Origin of the sequence: Spirosoma lacussanchae, from assembly GCF_005870035.1 — a bacterium.
In the GTDB taxonomy this organism is placed as follows: domain Bacteria; phylum Bacteroidota; class Bacteroidia; order Cytophagales; family Spirosomataceae; genus Spirosoma; species Spirosoma lacussanchae.
Genome location: NZ_SWJG01000001.1, coordinates 66744 through 86074, shown reverse-complemented (window position 1 = coordinate 86074; position 19331 = coordinate 66744). Strand labels below are relative to the sequence as shown.

Annotated in this window: 19 protein-coding genes and 4 tRNA genes; 6 read left to right on the top strand and 17 right to left on the bottom strand. The window is 54.0% G+C overall.

Annotation, left to right across the window (positions count from 1 at the left end):
• Positions 1-25 precede the first annotated feature (25 nt).
• The 15 genes from rplL to mnmD form a co-directional block, all read right to left on the bottom strand.
• Positions 26-412, bottom strand: coding sequence for a 50S ribosomal protein L7/L12 (gene rplL, locus FBR45_RS00410; RefSeq protein ID WP_077923681.1), 387 nt, complete (start codon positions 410-412; stop codon positions 26-28).
• 96 nt (positions 413-508) lie between these two features.
• Positions 509-1042, bottom strand: coding sequence for a 50S ribosomal protein L10 (gene rplJ / locus FBR45_RS00405; RefSeq protein WP_077923680.1), 534 nt, complete (start codon positions 1040-1042; stop codon positions 509-511).
• A gap of 3 nt (positions 1043-1045) precedes the next feature.
• A complete protein-coding gene (rplA, locus tag FBR45_RS00400; RefSeq protein ID WP_077923679.1) occupies positions 1046-1744 on the bottom strand; it encodes a 50S ribosomal protein L1 in 699 nt (232 codons plus the stop codon).
• 32 nt (positions 1745-1776) lie between these two features.
• Positions 1777-2214, bottom strand: coding sequence for a 50S ribosomal protein L11 (rplK, locus tag FBR45_RS00395; protein ID WP_077923765.1), 438 nt, complete (start codon positions 2212-2214; stop codon positions 1777-1779).
• 153 nt (positions 2215-2367) lie between these two features.
• On the bottom strand, positions 2368-2928 hold the full coding sequence (gene nusG / locus FBR45_RS00390) for a transcription termination/antitermination protein NusG (protein WP_077923678.1): 561 nt from the start codon (positions 2926-2928) through the stop codon (positions 2368-2370).
• Positions 2929-3038: 110 nt separating this feature from the next.
• Entirely contained in the window at positions 3039-3230 is a 192-nt protein-coding gene (secE, locus tag FBR45_RS00385; protein ID WP_138498309.1) for a preprotein translocase subunit SecE, read from the bottom strand.
• A 14-nt stretch (positions 3231-3244) separates the two neighbouring features.
• Positions 3245-3318, bottom strand: a tRNA-Trp gene (locus tag FBR45_RS00380).
• A gap of 121 nt (positions 3319-3439) precedes the next feature.
• Complete coding sequence (gene tuf / locus FBR45_RS00375; protein WP_138498307.1) at positions 3440-4627, bottom strand: elongation factor Tu; 1188 nt, start codon at positions 4625-4627, stop codon at positions 3440-3442.
• 138 nt (positions 4628-4765) lie between these two features.
• Positions 4766-4837: transfer RNA gene (locus FBR45_RS00370), tRNA-Thr, on the bottom strand.
• 89 nt (positions 4838-4926) lie between these two features.
• Positions 4927-4999 (bottom strand) — tRNA-Gly (locus FBR45_RS00365).
• A gap of 45 nt (positions 5000-5044) precedes the next feature.
• Positions 5045-5130, bottom strand: a tRNA-Tyr gene (locus FBR45_RS00360).
• A 143-nt stretch (positions 5131-5273) separates the two neighbouring features.
• The gene (locus tag FBR45_RS00355; RefSeq protein WP_138498305.1) at positions 5274-5810 is read right to left on the bottom strand and encodes a hypothetical protein; all 537 of its coding nucleotides are present in this window, start codon (positions 5808-5810) and stop codon (positions 5274-5276) included.
• Between the two features lie 124 nt (positions 5811-5934).
• Positions 5935-8004, bottom strand: a complete 2070-nt coding sequence (locus FBR45_RS00350; RefSeq protein WP_138498303.1) for a M13 family metallopeptidase — start codon at positions 8002-8004, stop codon at positions 5935-5937.
• Between the two features lie 121 nt (positions 8005-8125).
• A complete protein-coding gene (locus FBR45_RS00345) occupies positions 8126-8719 on the bottom strand; it encodes a thioredoxin family protein (protein ID WP_138498301.1) in 594 nt (197 codons plus the stop codon).
• A 58-nt stretch (positions 8720-8777) separates the two neighbouring features.
• Entirely contained in the window at positions 8778-9446 is a 669-nt protein-coding gene (gene mnmD / locus FBR45_RS00340; protein WP_138498299.1) for a tRNA (5-methylaminomethyl-2-thiouridine)(34)-methyltransferase MnmD, read from the bottom strand.
• Between the two features lie 124 nt (positions 9447-9570).
• Between mnmD and FBR45_RS00335 the strand changes: the two genes are divergently transcribed.
• From FBR45_RS00335 to FBR45_RS00325, 3 genes are all read left to right on the top strand, one after another.
• A complete protein-coding gene (locus FBR45_RS00335) occupies positions 9571-10080 on the top strand; it encodes a DUF4293 domain-containing protein (RefSeq protein ID WP_129605342.1) in 510 nt (169 codons plus the stop codon).
• Positions 10081-10100: 20 nt separating this feature from the next.
• Positions 10101-10676, top strand: coding sequence for a ribonuclease HII (locus tag FBR45_RS00330; protein WP_138498297.1), 576 nt, complete (start codon positions 10101-10103; stop codon positions 10674-10676).
• A gap of 191 nt (positions 10677-10867) precedes the next feature.
• Positions 10868-13345 carry a M12 family metallo-peptidase gene (locus FBR45_RS00325; protein ID WP_138498295.1) on the top strand — a complete coding sequence of 826 codons (2478 nt, stop codon included), beginning with the start codon at positions 10868-10870 and terminating at the stop codon, positions 13343-13345.
• A gap of 81 nt (positions 13346-13426) precedes the next feature.
• On the opposite strand, the gene FBR45_RS00320 is transcribed toward FBR45_RS00325, so the two are convergent.
• Complete coding sequence (locus FBR45_RS00320) at positions 13427-15574, bottom strand: 3-hydroxyacyl-CoA dehydrogenase NAD-binding domain-containing protein (RefSeq protein ID WP_138498293.1); 2148 nt, start codon at positions 15572-15574, stop codon at positions 13427-13429.
• Between the two features lie 42 nt (positions 15575-15616).
• Between FBR45_RS00320 and FBR45_RS00315 the strand changes: the two genes are divergently transcribed.
• Both FBR45_RS00315 and FBR45_RS00310 read left to right on the top strand, forming a co-directional pair.
• Positions 15617-15832 (top strand): hypothetical protein, encoded by a 216-nt coding sequence (locus tag FBR45_RS00315; protein ID WP_138498290.1) that lies wholly within the window; start codon positions 15617-15619, stop codon positions 15830-15832.
• A complete protein-coding gene (locus tag FBR45_RS00310) occupies positions 15822-16271 on the top strand; it encodes a type II toxin-antitoxin system VapC family toxin (RefSeq protein ID WP_138498288.1) in 450 nt (149 codons plus the stop codon). Before FBR45_RS00315 ends, FBR45_RS00310 begins: the two co-directional genes overlap by 11 nt.
• Here FBR45_RS00310 and FBR45_RS00305 read toward each other — a convergent pair.
• A complete protein-coding gene (locus FBR45_RS00305; protein WP_138498286.1) occupies positions 16268-17476 on the bottom strand; it encodes an acetyl-CoA C-acetyltransferase in 1209 nt (402 codons plus the stop codon). The genes FBR45_RS00310 and FBR45_RS00305 overlap by 4 nt on opposite strands.
• A 448-nt stretch (positions 17477-17924) precedes the next feature.
• Here FBR45_RS00305 and FBR45_RS00300 point away from each other — a divergent pair, with 448 nt between their 5' ends.
• Positions 17925-19307: a cytochrome ubiquinol oxidase subunit I gene (locus FBR45_RS00300; RefSeq protein WP_138498284.1), complete on the top strand. Its 1383-nt coding sequence runs from the start codon at positions 17925-17927 to the stop codon at positions 19305-19307.
• Positions 19308-19331 lie beyond the last annotated feature (24 nt).

The following is a 19331-nucleotide window of genomic DNA, read 5'->3' as shown; positions in this document are numbered from 1 at the left end:
GAGTACTATGCAAACAAGCAGTTGCTTATTTTACTTCAACTTCGGCACCAGCCTCTTCGAGTTGCTTACGCAGGGCTTCGGCTTCGTCTTTGGCAACGCCTTCTTTTACTGGTTTCGGAGCGGTATCAACCAGTTCTTTCGCTTCTTTCAGACCCAGGCCCGTCAGATCTTTAACCAGCTTAACAACTGCCAGTTTAGCAGCACCAGCTGATTTCAGGATCACGTCGAACGAGGTTTTTTCAGCAGCGGCTGGAGCGGCATCGCCACCACCAGCAGCACCACCAGCTACCATTACGGGAGCGGCAGCAGCCGGCTCGATACCATACTCATCCTTCAGGATAGCAGCCAGTTCGTTAACTTCTTTAACCGTCAGGCTTACAAGCTGCTCAGCGAACGCTTTCAAATCTGCCATTGTAGTATTCTTAGTTGATTGTGATACAATTGTTTGTGAACTGCGAACGTCGTGTTCGCTTTTTTGTCGAAAGGCGGGTGTTGGCCCGCGTTACAGCTAGGCTGCCTCCTCGCGCTCCGACAGCGTTTTGAGGATACCGGCCAGTTTGTTGCCACCACCCTGAAGCGCCGAAATGACGTTCTTGGCAGGCGATTGCAGCAGACCAATAACTTCGCCAATAAGTTCTTCGCGGCTTTTCAGCGCGATCAGTGCGTCGAGTTGATCGGCACCGATGAACAAACTGCTCGAAATTGAAGCGGCTTTCAGTTGTAGCTTATCGCTCGTCTTGCGAAACTCTTTGATAAGCTTTGCCGGCGCTTTCTGGTCTTCGGGGTGAAACATCACCGCCGACTGGCCATGTAGTACCGTCTCGTTGAACGGAGCATAGTCCGTTTCCAGCGTTTCGAGTGCTTTTTTGATGAAGCTGTTCTTCACCACCTTGTACTCGATGCCGCGTTCAAAACACATCCGGCGAAGGTCATTGGTTTCAGCAACCGTCATGCCATTTGCTTCCGTGATGTAGAAGAAGGGAATGCTCTGGAACTTGCCAGTTAATTCCTCAATAATTGCTCCTTTTTCCTCGCGTTTCATGGCTTATACTCCGGCTACTGTGCCTTTATCTATCGTTACTCCCGGACTCATCGTGCTGGACATGTTGATCGTCTTCACGTAAGTACCTTTAGCCGATGACGGCTTCAGGCGCAGCAACGTGGCGATGATCTCCTGTGCGTTTTCAGCCAGTTTTTCGGGCGGAAACGACACTTTGCCAATGCTGGTGTGAATGGCACCCTGTTTGTCGACCTTGAAATCGATTTTACCGGCCTTCACTTCGCGAACGGCTTTACCCACTTCGGGGGTTACCGTACCCGACTTAGGATTCGGCATCAGACCCCGCGGACCCAGTACTTTACCCAGACGACCAACTTTAGCCATTACGTTCGGCATCGTGATGATCACGTCAACGTCCGTCCAGCCTTGTTCAATCTTCTGAATGTAGTCATCCAGACCTACGAAATCAGCACCAGCCTCTTTCGCTTCGTTCTCCTTGTCCGGCGTGCAGAGCACCAGAACGCGAACCGTCTTACCCGTACCATGGGGCAGCGTAGCAACGCCACGTACCATCTGGTCGGCTTTACGCGGATCAACGCCTAACCGAACGTCAATATCCACGGAAGCGTCGAATTTCGTGTACGAAATCTCCTTCAGGATCTCAGCCGCCTGTTGCAGCGAGTATTCCTTGGCAGCATCGTACTTCGACAGGGCTTCCTTTTGCTTTTTCGTTAACTTAGCCATTTCTGTATTTGCCTCGGCAAGTCTATTGGTTCTTAAAACGGAGCAGTACCCGTCACCGTGATACCCATGCTGCGAGCCGTTCCGGCTACCTGCCGCATCGCGGCTTCAACCGTAAAGGCGTTCAGGTCGGGCATCTTCGTTTCGGCGATGGTCCGTACCTGATCCCAGGAAACCGAGCCGACTTTATTACGGTTCGGTTGAGCAGAGCCGCCTTTCAGCTTAGCTGCTTCCATGAGCAGAATCGGGGCCGGTGGGGTTTTGATGACGAAATCAAAGGACTTGTCCTTATAATACGTAATCAAAACCGGCAGTACCATACCCATCTTGTCCTGCGTACGGCCGTTGAACTGCTTGCAGAATTCCATGATATTCAAACCCTTGGAACCCAGCGCCGGACCGATCGGAGGTGAGGGGTTAGCCTGCCCGCCTTTGACTTGCAGCTTTACGTAGCCACCTACTTCTTTTGCCATTGTGAAACTGATTTTACGATCGATGATGAACGAGGGGCGGCTGGCCGTCACATACCAGACTGTTCTCTACACACCACAGACCAACTTTTTTAGCCACTTGTCCACTGAGGGAAGCATTGGACGCCTGACCGATTCGAAAAGCCAAGTGGAAGCTTAACTTTCCTTTTCTACTTGTGCGTAACTGAGTTCTACCGGAGTATTCCGGCCAAATATCTTTACGACGACGTTCAGCTTCTTCCGGTCGTCAAAAACTTCTTCTACTGTACCAATGAAGCCACCGAATGGACCATCGACGACTTTCACATTCTCTCCTTTCAGGAAGGCAACTGTCTGAATAGAGACTTCCTGCGTTTCTTCTTCAACTTTACCGAGAATGCGGTTCACTTCAGACTGGCGGAGCGGAACGGGTACTTTGGTTGTTGTACCGACCTGTGAGTTCCCCAAAAACCCTAGTACGCCGGGCATGTTAAGGATCAGGTCAAGGGCCCGGTTATTACCGAGGTCTGCCGAAATCAGGATATAGCCAGGGAAAAACGACTTCTCCCGAACGCGCTTCTTACCGTTGCGCATCTCGTAAACCTTTTCGGCCGGAATCAGAATCTGGGGAATGACCTCATCCAGCTTTTGCCGAATAACTTCATTTTCGAGATAAGATTTAACCTTCTTCTCCTGCCCCGAAACCGCCCGAATGACGTACCATTGTATGCCGCTCATAATTGTTGTCCTTAAGTGGTCATTAGCCGGTCATTTGTTGTCAGGAGTGCTGTCAGACCCGTTGCGGTAAATGACAACCAATGACAATGAACGACACCAAATGACTAATTTTAAAACGACTGATAGAAGACGTTGAGAGCATTCTCAAACACCAGATCAATCAGTCCGACCATTAGCGCAAAAATCAGCGAAGCTACCAGTACGAGGGTCGAGCTGGATTGCAGGTCGCTGAATTTCGGCCAAGTCACGTTGTGCTGAACTTCCTCCCAGGAGGCTTTCAGAAACGAGAGAAACTTGTCCATTGTATGTAAGGGATTGGCACGGGTGGAGAGATTCGAACTCCCATCAACGGTTTTGGAGACCGCTATTCTACCCTTGAACTACACCCGTTTATCGTAACGTTACGTAAACCCGGAACAGCGTGCCTCTGAAACGGACTGCAAAAGTACGGAATAATTGCAAAAAACAAGTGCACCCCTGTGAAGAAATGCACTTGTTTTACGCGTATTACTTAGTCGAGGATTTCCGTTACCTGACCAGCACCCACGGTACGGCCACCTTCGCGGATAGCGAAACGGAGACCTTTTTCCATGGCGATCTTGTTGATCAGCGTTACATCAATCGTGATGTTATCGCCTGGCATTACCATCTCAACGTTGGCAGGCAGCATGATCTCGCCCGTAACGTCGGTGGTGCGGAAATAGAACTGCGGCCGGTACTTGTTAAAGAACGGCGTATGACGGCCACCTTCTTCTTTCGACAGTACATAAACCTCAGCCTTGAACTTCATATGCGGGGTTACAGAACCTGGCTTGCAGATTACCATACCACGACGGATATCGGTTTTTTCGATACCACGGAGGAGCAGACCTACGTTGTCACCGGCTTCGCCACGATCCAGAATTTTCCGGAACATTTCAACACCCGTTACAACTGACTTCAGGTTTTCTGCACCCATACCGAGGATTTCAACTGGCTCGCCCGAGTTGATAACACCACGCTCGATACGACCCGTAGCCACCGTACCACGACCCGTGATCGAGAATACGTCCTCTACCGGCATCAGGAACGGCAGGTCCGTCTGACGAGGAGGCAGCGGGATGAATGTATCAACGGCATCCATCAGCTCTTCGATCGTTTTCACCCACTTGGCATCGCCGTTCAGGCCACCAAGAGCCGAACCCTGGATAACCGGGATGTTATCGCCATCGAACTGATAGAAGCTCAGCAGCTCACGGATTTCCATTTCAACCAGTTCGAGCAGCTCTGGGTCATCAACCATGTCCACTTTGTTCATGAACACAACGAGCTGAGGAACACCTACCTGACGAGCAAGCAGGATGTGCTCACGAGTCTGGGGCATCGGTCCGTCAGTAGCAGCTACAACGAGGATAGCTCCGTCCATTTGAGCAGCACCCGTTACCATGTTTTTCACATAGTCAGCGTGGCCCGGGCAGTCAACGTGCGCATAGTGGCGGGTAGCCGTAGCGTACTCAACGTGCGATGTATTGATGGTAATACCGCGCTCTTTTTCTTCAGGCGCGTTGTCGATCGAGGAGAAGTCCCGAATTGCGGCCAGACCCTTTTCGGCCAGCACTTTCGTAATGGCAGCCGTCAGCGTCGTTTTACCGTGGTCAACGTGACCAATCGTACCGATGTTTACGTGCGGTTTCGAGCGGTCAAAATTCTCTTTTGCCATGTGTTTAAAACGCTATTGTGAACTGTTGTTTGTTTTGAAATAAACTCGCTGAACGTCAATCAAGCCGCCCGGAACCACGCTTAATGAACGTAATTACGACACGGCTTAACTCAAAGCAGACCTCTCCGCGAAGTCCTGAGCCGTTACGGGGACTTGAACCCCGGACCTCTTCCTTACCAAGGAAGTGCTCTACCGCTGAGCTATAACGGCTTATACTAATTTACCACAGCCAGCAGACACCACTAAAACAGCCGACAGCCAGGGGCCGATCGCTGTTAAATACTAACTGCTTTCTGTTGAGCGGAAGACGGGTCTCGAACCCGCAACCTATAGCTTGGAAGGCTATCGCTCTACCAATTGAGCTACTTCCGCAAACTCAGCAACCCAAGATTACTTTCGTCGTCTTCAGTTACCAAATGGTGGGGAGTGGAGGATTCGAACCTCCGAAGGCGTACGCCAGCAGATTTACAGTCTGATCCATTTGGCCACTCTGGAAACTCCCCAAAAACACCCTGTTAAAGAACAATTTCCGCCCCGTTTCCGGTTTGGAGTTGCAAAATTACAAGCTTTTACGGTGTTGTCAACATGTGAACTAAAAATAATTTGAATCTGACTGAAACAATTCTGTCATGACACAGGCTAACAGCTACTTAATCAACTCGGTTAGGCGTTTTCCGTCAGCGTAAATAATATCGCTGATCCGCCAGCGACCATTGGCCTGCTGCTCCAGTTCGCACCGCATTTCCTGCTCTTTTCCGCTGGTGTTATACGTGACAAATACGACTGCCTTAGCGCCAGATACAGCCGCTGGCAGTACCCACCGCTTCTGAATCTGCGCGTCAGGCACGTTGAAAAGCGGGTTTATCTGTTTGCGACTGGCGCTGGCTACTGCTGCTTTTCTGTACAATTTTTCAGCAACAGGTTTGGTAAAAAACTGCTCGGCCAGCGCCGGGTCCTTAGCCTCCAGAAAGGGGTTTTCGTTGGTATCGTGCTCAAAGTAAAGCGCACGCACCAGACGGTCGGCCGCCGATCGGGGGGCGTCGGCAGCGGGACGTTTGGCCAGGTCGACAGCGGCTGCGGTTGGTTCAGCAGCGGGCTTGCCGGTCGTTTCCTGCGCTGGTTTTTGCTGACACCCCCCGATGAGCAGGATAGCGCTGGTCAGCAGTATGGCTAATTTCTTCATGTGGGAACGGATTACACTACAACTAAAGCAGCCAGGAACGAGAATCTACACGAAGACGCGGCAAAAAACACAGCAGCCGCGTCCACTCAGGCGAACGCGGCTGCTGTTTCTGGTTGTAGGTTACTTACCAGACCTTGATCCGGTCTTCAGGCTTTTTGTACATTTTGTCGCCGGGCTTCACGTCGAATGCCTGATACCAGGCCGTAATGTTGGACAGCGGGCCGTTGCAGCGGTAAAGGCCGGGCGCGTGGGGATCGGTCATGATCAACTGAGCCTGGGTTTCGGGCAGAACGTTGATGCGCCATACCTGTGCCCAGGACAGGAAGAACCGCTGATCGGGGGTAAAGCCGTCGATCATGGCTTTTTTGCCGTTGGCTTTTCCCTGCGCAGTTTTCTTGAAGGCATCGTAGGCGATGGCAAGACCACCCAGGTCGGCCAGGTTTTCGCCGAGGGTGAGTTGTCCGTTTACCTTGATCGAGTCGAGTACTTTGAACCCGAAAAACTGCTCTTTCACCTGATCGGCGCGTTTCTTGAAGTTGTCGGCATCCGCTTTGGTCCACCAGTCACGCAGGGTGCCGTCGGCATCGTACTGCCGGCCCTGATCGTCGAAGCCGTGGGTCATTTCGTGTCCGATTACGGCACCAATACCGCCATAGTTAATGGCATCATCGGCATCGAAGTCGAAGAAGGGGAATTGCAGAATAGCGGCCGGGAACGCGATTTCGTTATTGACGGGGTTGTAATATGCGTTCACCGTTGGCGGAGTCATGCCCCACTCGGTTCGGTCGACGGGTTTGCCGAGCCGGTTAATCATGTAGTTGTACGACCATTTACCGGCCGATTTTACGTTTCCGTAGAAGTCGTTCCGCGCAATGGTTACGCCATCGTAATTTTTCCATTTGTCGGGATAGCCGATTTTCCGTTTAAACGACGTCAGCTTGGTCAGGGCCCGTTTTTTGGTGTCTTCGCTCATCCAGTCAAGCCCTTTGATGTGCTCTTTGTACGACGCTTCGAGGTTGTCGACCAGGGTCAGCATACGCTGTTTGGCTTCTGGCTTGAAGTATTGCTGTACGTAGAGTTGACCCAGCAGGTCGCCCAGGGTACCATCGATGAGACCACTCACCCGCTGCCAGCGGGGAGTTTGCTCTTTCTGTCCGGTCAGCACCCGCGAGAATGCAAAGCTTTGTTTCACGAATGCGTCGCTCAGATACGGTGCAGCGCCTTTCAGGATGTTCCAGCGCATATAGGTGCGCAGGTCTTCGATTGGCGTAGCGGCCACCAGACTATCGAGCGACCGGAAGAAGGTTGGGCTCTGCACCAGCACCGTATCCTGCCCTTTAACACCATACTTGCTTAGTTGATCGGCCCAGTTGATACCGGGTGTCTGCTGGCTGAAGTTCGCTACCGTAAACTTGTTGTAGGTCTTGTAAGGATCGCGCATCTCAACGCGGGCCATCTGAGCTTTAGCCAGCGCGGTTTCGACCCGCAGGATAACGTCGGCATCCTGCGAGGCCTGCGTTGGCTCTTCGCCGATGAGCGCAAACATCTTGGTCAGGTTGTCGCGGTATGCATCCCGGATTTTCAGGCTACGGGCATCAGTCTTCAGGTAGTAATCACGATCGGGCAGGGTTGTACCTCCCTGGCTGAACTGCGGCAGGTATTTCGACACGTTTTTACGGTCCTGCGCTACGAAAAAGCCGAAGAGCATGCCATTACCCTGGCTACGCTGGTAGGCCAGTTCGTCGAGGAAGGCGGTTTTGTTGTTGACTTTCTCGATCCGGGCCAGGTCAGGCTTGATGGGATCGAAGCCCCGCTTTTCGATGGTCAGGCTATCAATACCGCTGGCATAATAATCACCGACCATCTGATACAGGCGGCCTTTAGTCGTTGTTTTCGATGCGTCTTCGAGCAGCGACTTCATGGCGTCGAGGCTTTTCTCCCGCAGCTCGTTGAAGCTGCCCCAGGATGTTTTGGAGGCCGGGATAGCGTTTTGTTTCAGCCAGTTACCGTTGGCATACTGGTAGAAATTGTCGCCCGGTTTCACGGACGTATCCATGTTCTGAGGGTCGATGAATTTGCGGGGAGCAGCGGTCGGCCGACCAGGAACCGGCTTCCCGATTTTCTTCGGAGGGGTAGCTGCCGTCAGCGCCACGGAGACGGCAATCGCCGAAAGAAAAGTCAGTTGTTGATTCATGTACTCTATCGATTGGGTTGATGATAAGCAACAAAAATACGCAACAAAATAACGCGGGTGCCAGTCGGCACCTCACAGAAATTCTGCAAAGGTCCAACTGGCACCCGCGTTATGTGCTGGTTTACTTCCCGGCCGTCAGCGAACCCTGAAAGGTTTTGGCGTAGGTACCGGCTTTATACTGATCAAACGGCTCTTTCTGGTGATAGTCGCGGCCAAAGTAGGTAATGATCTGGTGAAACGTACGGGGTTCCAGGTAGCCGGCAATGGGCTGAATCAGGTTAAACTTTTCGTCCAGAAAGACGGTGGTCGGGTAGCTCATCTGGTTCCGCATCAGGGCTGCGGCCAGTTCGTGGGCACCGCGTCCGCTGGCGGTACCAACGTACTTGAACGTCTGTTTCCCGAGGGTGATGTCGGCGGTTTGCTCGGCATTGAATTTAACGGCGTAGAAGTTTTCGTTGACGTAATCAACGATAGCCGGCTTGGTGAACGTTTCGCGGTCCATCACTTTGCACCAGCCACACCAGTCGGTGTAGACATCGATGACAAATTTTTTGGGTTTCTTCTGCGTGGCCAGGTACGCTTCTTCGACCGTTAGCCATTTGATACGCTTCGGCGCAGGGGTTGGATCGGTGGCCGACAGCACGGGCGTCGGCAGGCGAAAGGCACTGATCGTAAGCCCGATCAGCACGAATGCAGTAAGCAGGAGACGGTTCATAGTGAGGTTGTTTAAAAAGTAACGCCCGATCACGAATAAAATTAGGAGAACAGCCATTTTATGGCTTTACAGCCCGTAACACCTCTCGTTTCCGGGCCGGACCAGGCTGTTTGTCAACGACCAGGCCGGCTGCCCGCAGGTTACGCTGTACGTAGCTTTTGGAACAATAGGTGGTTAATATCCCAGATGGCAGCAACAAATGCGCCAATTTTTCAAAAATAGGAAGTTCCCACAACTCTGGCTGCGTGCTGGGCGCAAATGCGTCATAATAAATCAGGTGAAATTGCTCGCTGGTGCTGAAATCCTGCAGCCGCTGATCAACTTTAGTCAGGGTCATGAACGGGCTAACCGGACAGGCTTCGTTCCAGGCAGACTGGTGGAGCTTAGTCAGATAGTCGGTACCCAGCAGGGCATCGTAATTAAGCGGAGCCGCATCGGCGGGTTGCATCGGGTAAGCCTCTAGGGCTGTATATCGGACCCGGCGCCGGGCCTTTTCGGCCTCACGTGCGGTCAGCAGGGCGTTCAGCCCCGTCCCGAAACCCATTTCGAAAATAGTTAGCTCATCCTGCGGGAACCGGTCGAACGCAGCCTGTAAACCCAGCTCGATGAATACCCGCTCCGATTCCTGAAACGCTCCGAACCGGGAGTGATAGGTAGTATCGAACGGCTTGCTCAGAGCCGTATGTGACCCGTCGGCCGTTACCATCAAACGCACGTCTGCTTTCATACTCTATTAGTTTTTCGGCTACTTTTGCCCTACATAAATGGAGTCACAGGCCAGTACCAGAGCCGCTCACGGCCGGAACTGCCCTGTAAACTTTGTTGCTTGTTGTATTTTTTCATTACCCCCAATGATTCAACGCGTTCAGACCATCTTTTTGTTTCTTATCGTCATAGCCATGGGCATTGCCCTAGCCAACCCGCTCTGGGAGAAGGCTGGCCGGCAACTACCCGAAATGGCGTATCTGACAGCCCTGCAATACAGCGAACAACAGGCCATTCCGCAACAGCCGGGAGTACCCGCTACTACGGCACCGACTACACTGATTACTTCAGTCTGGTACCTGGGTCTGCTGATGGGCCTGGTAGCGCTGTCATCACTGTATGCTATTTTCCAATACCGTAACCGGCTCACCCAGACCGCCCTTTGCGCGGTAAACGCCCTGATGCTGACGGCAATTATGGGGATTATCCTGTACCGGACGCTCTACGCAGGCAAGGCTTACGGTAATCCGGCAGACCAGGGCACATTCCTGCTGGGCTTTTACGCCATCGTGGCGGCACTGGTGTTCAACGCCCTCGCCAACCGCTTTATTCGACGCGATGAGAAGCTGGTGCGCGGCTCTGACCGACTCCGCTAGTGAGTTAACTGACCTGTCTGTTGTTACGCTCTTATTACAACGCCGACGCCGTTGAAGCGGGTTTAGATGAGGTAGGCCGGGGCTGTCTGGCCGGACCGGTGGTAGCCGCTGCGGTTATTTTGCCCCGAAACTACACCCATCCGGTGCTGAACGACTCCAAGCAGCTCAGCCGTGCCCAGCGCGAAACGCTGCGACTGGATATTGAGCGGGACGCGCTGGCATGGGCGGTTGCAGAAGTGTCGCCGGCCGATATCGACCAGATCAACATTCTGAAAGCCAGCTTTCTGGCCATGCACCGGGCGGTCGATGCCCTAACCGTCCGGCCCGATCACCTGATCGTTGACGGGAATCGGTTCGTGCCGTATCCCATGATTCCGCACACCTGTATCATTAAAGGCGATGCGCACTATCTGTCCATTGCAGCCGCGTCAGTACTGGCCAAGGTATACCGCGACACGCTCATGGAGAAGCTGGGAGCCGCTTTCCCCGCCTATGGCTGGGCACAGAACGTGGGCTATCCAACGCCGGTTCATCGGGCCGCTTTACGGGAGTTTGGCCCCACTCCTCACCATCGGCTGTCGTTCCGGTTGCTATAATTCAGGACAGCCTCGTCTTCTGCCCCGACACCGACCGGTGCGAATTAACTAGCTATAGATGTATACGCAGGCTGCACATTTGAACATGTAAAGCACCGTTTACTAAACACTAGCTTTTGTTAGCTATCCTTGATAGGCTCATGATGGATTTGCACATAAACTTGCGATAAAATATCCACCGCGTCCTGTTAATGAATCTGCGTTCGTGCTTCCTCCTTGTGCTTGCTTTGTTGTTGCGCTTCCCGGCGGTGGTAGCGCAACAACAAACACCTGTTCCCCTACAGCAACAGGTTAACCAGGCCCGGCAGACATCGAAAACGCAGGCTTACCCGCTCTTCAGCCCGGCTGGTACCGTGTCTTACAATGCGGGGGTATTTCAGCCCGACCAAAAACCCGTAACCCTTCGTATAGACCCGAACGTACTCGGCCAGATTACAGCCGAACGCCCGACCCTGCTGGAATTTGCCATTCCTAACGGGTCCACCTCCATTGAGCTCGAACTGGTACCCATCGACCTCTTGTCGCCGACCAGCAAGCTACTGGTTGGCAACGGCAGCCGTACCCTCGAAAACCCAATAAATCCGGGGCTCTTTTACCAAGGGTTCATCAAGAACAAGCCAGCCTCGCTGGTATCCATCAGCATCGTGGATGGCGAACTCAACGGTTTCGTGGCCGACGAAACCGGTACCCGATCCATCAGCCGACTGGCCCGGAGCCCCGGCAATTACCTGTTCTACGCCGACAACACAATCAGCAAAAAGCAGCCCTTCACCTGCCTGACAGACAACACCAGCCCTACGGGTCCAGTACTGAATCAGTCGCCGATCGCGCCGGAAGCGATCAGTTGTAAAGTAGTTGGCGTTTATCTGGAAGCCGACTACCAGACTTATCTCAGCAGCGGATCGAGTATAACCGCCACGACCAGCTTCATCATGAACCTGTTTAATCAGGTAGCTACCCTCTATAATCGGGAAAATATTGCCATTCGGATTTCGGGCATCAAAGTCTGGACCTCACCCGATCCGTACGCGTCGGCCACCTCCACCGGCGATGCGCTGGATGCGTTCAGAAACTACCAGAACAGTAACCCGCCACCCGGAATGACCCCTCAGCTGTCGCATCTGCTGTCGACCCGCGGCCTGGGGGGCGGACAGGCCTATCTGGATGTATTATGCAACCCCTTTTTCAAATACGGCGTCAGCGCCAACCTGTCAACGACCTATCCGGAGTTTCCCAATTATTCGTGGGAAGTCATGGTTGTGGCGCACGAGCTGGGGCATAATTTCGGCTCCCCCCATACCCAAAGCTGCACCTGGCCCGGTGGCGCCATTGACAACTGTTACACTACTGAAGGTGGATGCCCACCAGGACCGGCTCCGACCAACGGGGGCACAATCATGAGCTACTGTCATAATACCGGCTATGGCATAAACCTGGCCAACGGCTTCGGCCCGCTACCAGGAAACCTGATGCGCAGCCGGGTTACAACCAGCAGCTGTGTGCCGTCGGCGGCCGATCCGCCGATTAGTCTGGCAGCCAGAAATATTAGCGCTACAGGCGCTACCGTTTACTGGGTGTCCAATTCGGGCAGCACCAGCTTCCTGGTGCAATATCGGCCCGCATCCAGCAGCACCTGGACAACCGTGGGGCCATTTACGGGTCCTCGCCGAACCCTGACCGATCTGCAACCGAACACAACCTACGTATGGCGGGTAACCGGCGAGTGCTCCGGCACTTATTCTGCCGAGGCTACCTTCACCTCCGGACAGGCCGTTTACTGCGCACCGCTGTACAGTAACGATGGCTGCCCATACAGCATCGGTATTAAGCAGGTAGTGGTCAACAACACGGCACTTTCTGTCAACACGGGCTGTTCACCCAGCTATTTTACGTTCTACCCAAGTCCGGCCGGCAGGATATCCAAAACAACCGCCAACACCTTCATCGTCGACTTCATCAACTACTTCAATCCGCAACACCTTACGATCTGGATCGACTTCAATGAGAACTACGACTTCGAGGCCAGTGAGCTAGTATACGCTACCAGCCAGCAATTTATAGCTCCGGTTTCGGCATCTTTCGTCATTCCCAGCACAGCTACGGGTGGCGTTACCCGACGCATGCGCATCCGAAACCAATACTTCTCACCCATTACCGATCCCTGCAACACTCTCTCCTACGGCGAAACCGAAGATTATCTGGTTTATATCGAGCCCGACTGTGCCCCGCCCCCGACCATCAACCTGTCGGCTTCGACAGCCAGCTGTCTCCAGAGCACCACCCTGAGCGTGACAAACTGCACAGGTACGGTAAGCTGGCTTCCGAGCGGATCGGGCAATACGCTGGTCGTGAACCCAACCCAGACAACGAGCTATACGGCCACCTGCATTACGGGGGGATGCCGCGTGAGCCGTACAACCACCCTGGTTGTGTTGCCCGACATGGTTACGGTCCGGAGCGGCAACTGGTCTGACCCATCGGTCTGGTCGTGCAACCAGGTTCCGTCGGCCGTTACGCCGGTGACAATTCAGACCGGCCATCGGGTCACGATACCGGTCGATTATACTGGGTCAGCCCGCTCGCTGCTGTTGCAGGGAAATCTCAATTTTCAGACCGGCGCCCGGCTTAATGTGATTCCGACAACGATCAACCTCTCCCGAACCAACTAGCCGGTTACAAGTCACATAAACCACAACCGCCCGGTATGAGTCATTTCATACCGGGCGGTTACAGCTACGGGGCAGGCTTACTCAGGCCAGCTGTGGCTGGGTCGCCCGCTCCCGCAGTTTCTCGGTCGGCCTAAACCGGTCGCCGTACTGATCGGCAAGCCGGTCGAGGGTTTTGACGAAGGTATCGGCCCCGACAAAGTCGACGAAGGAAAGGGCTCCGCCCGTATAGGCCGGGAATCCCCAAGCCAGAATAGACCCCAGGTCGCCGTCGAGTTTGGTACGCACAACGCCTTCTTCGTAGCAGCGTACGGCTTCGATGGCCTGCCGGTACAGCAGCCTTGTTTTCACCTCGTCGAGGCTGGGCTGCTGATCAGCTACCGGATACAGATCGGCCAGGCCCGACCAGAGCTGTTTGGTGCCACCCTCCGGATAGTCGTAGAATCCGGCTTTGGCTTTCTTACCGATACGGCCCAGTTCGTTGAATGTTTTGACCATCTGGTACGTCGGCTCGTCGGCACGCATGGCCCCGGCCCTGATCGACTCGGTCATTACTTTCAAGCTCAGGTCGAGCGCTACTTCATCGTGAACCGCCAGCGGACCAACCGGCATACCGGCCATCTTTCCGGCATTTTCGATCAGCACCGGGCTAACTCCATCTTTCAGCAGCTCCATGCCTTCCGAGGTATAGGTACCGAAGCAACGGGAAGTGTAAAACCCGCGCGAGTCGTTGACCACGATGGGGGTTTTACGGATCTTCCGGGTGTAGTCCATCGCCACCGCCAGCGCGTAATCGGACGTTTGCTTGCCCATGATAATCTCTACGAGCATCATTTTATCGACGGGCGAGAAGAAGTGAATACCGATGAAGTTTTCGGGTCGGGCCGAAGCCTCCGCTAGCCCGCTGATGGGCAATGTCGATGTATTCGAACCAAAAACTCCGTTTGTGGCCAGCATCGGTTCGGCTTCGCGGGTTACCTGCGCTTTCAGATCGCGATTCTCGAAAACCGCTTCGACGATGAGGTCGCAGCCCTGCATATCGGCATAGTCGGCAGTGGGTCTGATCAGGTTCAGGATGGCGTCTACCTTCAGCGGGTCAACCTTGCCGCGCTCTACCCCTTTCCGGAGCAGCCCACGTGAGTAGTCTTTGCCGCGCTCGGCGGCTTCGACCGATACGTCTTTCAGTACGACCTCGATACCCGCCTGGGCCGATACGTAAGCGATACCGGCACCCATCATCCCTGCGCCCAGAATGCCTACTTTTTTCACCTCGGTTTTTGGCTGGTCTTTGGGTCGGCTGGCTCCTTTGTTGGCTTCGTTCATGCCCAGGAACATGGTCTGGATCAGACTTTTGGCTACCCTGGATGTTGCCACTTTCACGAAATGACGGGCTTCGATGACCAGCGCCCGGTCAATATTTACCTGCAGGCCCTCGTATACGCACGACATGATTTCGAGCGGAGCGGGATAATTGCCTTTGGTTTTATCCATCAGCATGGCCGTGCCGGCGGCAAATGTCTGCGCTCCTACCGGACTCTGCACGTTACCACCGGGTACCTTGAAATTGTCTTTGCCAACGATCTTTCCGGTTTTTCGGTCTATCTCGTCCCACGGTTTCAGCGGTTTCTCATTGGCCAGAATCCAGGTGCGGGCTTTATCCAGCAGCTGCTCCGGCGTATCGGCTATGTCGTCGATCATGCCCAGCTTTTTGGCTTCCTCGACACCTACTTTCCTGCCTTCCAGAATCAGCGGCAGGGCGGCCTGAATACCGATCATCCGCGGCAGCCGCTGGGTTCCGCCCGCGCCCGGCAGCAAGCCGATGGTCACTTCGACCAGGCCGATGAGCGTTTTCGGATTTTTCAGGGCTATCCGATAATGGCAGGCCAGACAGATCTCGTAACCGCCCCCCAGCGCAGTGCCGTTTATAGCCGCTACGGTGGGTTTTCCGCTTGTTTCGATAGACCGAAATACCCGGTTCAGCTCCGACGATACCTTCAGCATCTCGGCCGGGTCTTTATCGTTGTTACGCAGGATCATTTTCAGGTCGGCACCGGCAACAAACTCGGGTTTGGCCGAGGTAATGATTACGCCTTTTACGGCCTCGTCGGTATACGCCTGCCGAAGAGCCGCTTCAAAGGCAGGAATTGACTCATCGTTAAGAACATTCATCGGGGCCGAGGTCATGGCCCATGAGATGATGGCTATATTATTGTCAACGGTGTACTGAATCATACAAACGTTCTTTTTGTAATTTTATAAGAAAATACGCGAACTATGGGAGCCATTCGACTCATTCAGAAGCCGCAGAACGGCCAGATTACCTTTACCGTGCCCGACGAAATGCGCGATGAAGCGATCATCATTGAGTTTCGGCCTATACATGACGATGATCGCGTATCGCTGGTAGAAACCGCGCAGCAACTATTTGACTGTTTACCTGATCCGAATCCGGATTTTGACTGGAACGCACTAAATGTCTATGAGCAATAAAATCGTTCTAGACAGCTCTGTTTTAGTCGAATGGGCTAAAAAAACGCAACCTGAACTCTTTATTGGTTTACAGAATAGCTCGTATGAGTTATGCATTAGTCAGATTACGTTAAGTGAATTCAGCTACTATTGGCTAGCGGTTGGTGGCCAAAAAGCGCCGGTTACCCTAAAGCGAGATGGCAAAATTCCGACCGTACTACAACAATATAATCCGGTCAACCTGCTGACCAAACTAACCTGGCTTGAGACGGATGAGCGAATTGTGGCCATCCATCTTCGTTTAATGATGCAATACAATCTGCTGCCCAACGACGCGCTGATTCTGGCTACCTGCCAACTCAATAACATCAAGCAGATTGCGAGCTACGACGCCGACTTTGAAACCGCATGCCAGGCCGAAGGTATCCGGCTTATCCGCTCTGTGGCTGAACTGGCTTAGTTGACGCGTTCAAAAATGGTGGCGATGCCCATGCCGCCCCCGATACAGAGCGTCGACAGACCGAACTGCTTGTCCGAACGCTCCAGCTCATCGATGAGCGTAGCCGAAATAATGGCCCCCGTAGCGCCCAGCGGATGCCCTAGTGCAATGGACCCACCGTTTACGTTCAGCTGGCTATGATCAACGCCAAACTCATCCATAAACAGCATCGGCACAGCCGCGAAGGCTTCGTTTACCTCAAACAGATCGATGTCTTTGATGCTCATGCCCGCCCGCTTCAGCACCTTGTGCGTAGCCGGAATCGGCCCCGTCAGCATGATGGTCGGCTCGGAACCGACAATGGCGAACGCTTTGATCCGGGCGCGGGGTTTCAGACCCGACTGTTCGCCAAAGGCCTGACTCCCAATCAGGACCGCAGCCGCTCCATCAACAATCTGCGATGAATTACCTGCGTGGTGAACGTGGTTGATCTTGTCGAACTGGGCGTATTTCAGCAGCGCGAGGGCATCCAGCCCCATCTGCCCCATCATCTCGAAGGCGGGTTTCAGCTTGCCGAGGCTCTCGACGGTCGTACCGGGCCGAACGCCTTCGTCGCGATCGAGCACGGTAAGGCCTATTTCGTCTTTCAGCGGTACCAGCGATTTATGGAATCGATTGGCCGCCTGCGCATCGACTGCCCGCCGGTATGATTCGGCCGCAAAAGCGTCAACATCGCTGCGGCTGTAGCCGTGCTTAGTCGCGATCAGATCGGCCGAGATGCCCTGCGGTACGATTCTATGGCGGGCCACAATCTGCGGATTCATGAAGATAGCGCCCCCGTCGGACCCCATCGGCACCCGCGACATCGACTCGACACCACCCGCTACGATGGCATCGACCTGTCCCGACATCACGTAGGCACCAGCCATGTTGATGGCTTCGAGCCCCGACGAACAGAATCGGTTGAGCTGAACACCCGCCACGGTTTCGGCATAACCAGCTTCGAGAGCCGCCGTACGGGCAATGTCGGCGCCCTGCTCACCGATAGGGGTTACGCAGCCCATGATGACGTCGTCTATCAGAGCCGTATCGAGTTGGTTTCGGTCGCGGAGTGCGCGGAGTACGCTGGTCAGGAGTTGTATAGGTTGCACATCGTGCAGCGACCCGTCGCTTTTACCCCGGCCCCGGGGCGTTCTGACGGCGTCGTAAATGAATGCATCTGCCATAGGTAGGTCAACAAATTAGTATGCATGCATACGGTTTTTGATCGAACAAAAGTACGGCAAAGTTTAGAACGGGCAACGCCTTTGTACTGAAGTCTTATTTAATTTAACGATCCGGGTATTCGGGGAGGGGTCTGTTGATGACGCGTAGAAGACGCAAAGGCGACGGCAGAAGCATTGACCAAACACAACTTTACTACAAGGTTTTGTTGCTGACGCGCATGAGACGCAAAGGGTTGCGTCTCTACATAACCACAAACCATACGGATTGGCGTTGGCGGGCGGTTACGCCTGTAGGGTGGGCCTGGGGTGGCGGGTAGAAAGTCGAAAAAATACGTCCGTCGTATTGGTTCCGATTGTACCTTTCGGGCGATAGTTTTTGCGCCGAATGCGCACCTCTCCTCCCCCGTGCGCAGCCCCGGCTTTCGTCTTCCCGGCTATCACTAAGGGTATGGATAATGTGGAACTTCTCTCCCGGATTCAGTTTGCCTTCACCATTGCGTTTCATTACATCTACCCGCCCCTGAGTATCGGGCTGGGCGTCTGCCTGGTCATCATGGAAGGCCAGTATTTGCGCACCAAAAACAAGGTTTACGAAGAACTGACCCGCTTCTGGATCAGAATTTTCGCGCTCATCTTCGGCATCGGGGTGGCCACCGGTATCGTGATGGAGTTTGAATTCGGTACCAACTGGGCTACGTACTCCCGCTACGTGGGCGACATTTTCGGGTCGGCCCTGGCGGCTGAAGGCATCTTTGCCTTTGCCATGGAATCAGCCTTTCTGGGTATACTGGTATTTGGCTGGAACCGGGTCAGTCCGCCGGTTCATTTTCTGGCTACGGTGCTGGTGGCGCTGGGGTCTATCTTCTCAGCCCTCTGGATCGTTATCGCCAACTCATGGCAGCAAACGCCCGCCGGCTACCGCATAGAAGGCACCGGGATGCAGGCCCGCGCTATTGTGACTGATTTCTGGGCGATGGTCTTTAATCCCTCGTCGGTTGAGCGGTACTCGCACGTGCTGATTGGCGCCCTGCTGGCGGGGTCGTTTCTGGTACTGAGCGTCAGCGCCTGGTACATCCTGAAGCAGAAACACGTGGTTCACGCCCAGGCGGCCTTTCGGATTGGCCTGTGGGTTGCCGCCGTTTCGGCCCTGGGTCAGCTGTTTACGGGCCATAAGTCGGCCGAAGTCGTTACGAAATACCAGCCTGCCAAGCTGGCTGCTATGGAAGGGCACTTTGAGGCCTCCGCCCCCGCCGACATGTATCTGGTAGGCTGGGTCAACGCGCGCGAACAAACAACCACGGGGATCAGGATACCGGGTGGGTTATCGCTTCTGGTTCATCAGGATGTTAACAAACCCATTCCCGGTCTGAACAGCATCAAACCCGAAAACCGCCCCACGGCCGTCAACTTTGTTTTTCAGACCTACCACCTCATGGTCGGCATCGGCATGACGCTCATCGGGCTAACCCTGTTTTCGCTGTTCATGCTGTACAGAAAGCGGTTGTTTCAAACACGCTGGTTAATGGGAGTATTTGTAGGCGCCGTACTTCTGCCGCAGATTGCCAATCAGGTTGGCTGGTATACGGCCGAGGTAGGTCGGCAGCCCTGGGTGGTCTATGGCCTGCTGCGCACGTCGGATGCGCTCTCACAGGCGGTGCGGGCCGAGCACGTTCTGACTTCGCTGATCCTGTTCACGCTGGTATACATGATGCTGTTTGCCCTGTTCCTGTACCTGCTGAACAAAAAAATTCAGCATGGTCCCGATGTCCAGACCACATCGCCAGAACCCGGCCTCGACTCCTCTTCCCGCATGAATCCCATTTTACATTGAGTGGTTTTCTATTGAGCGATTGAG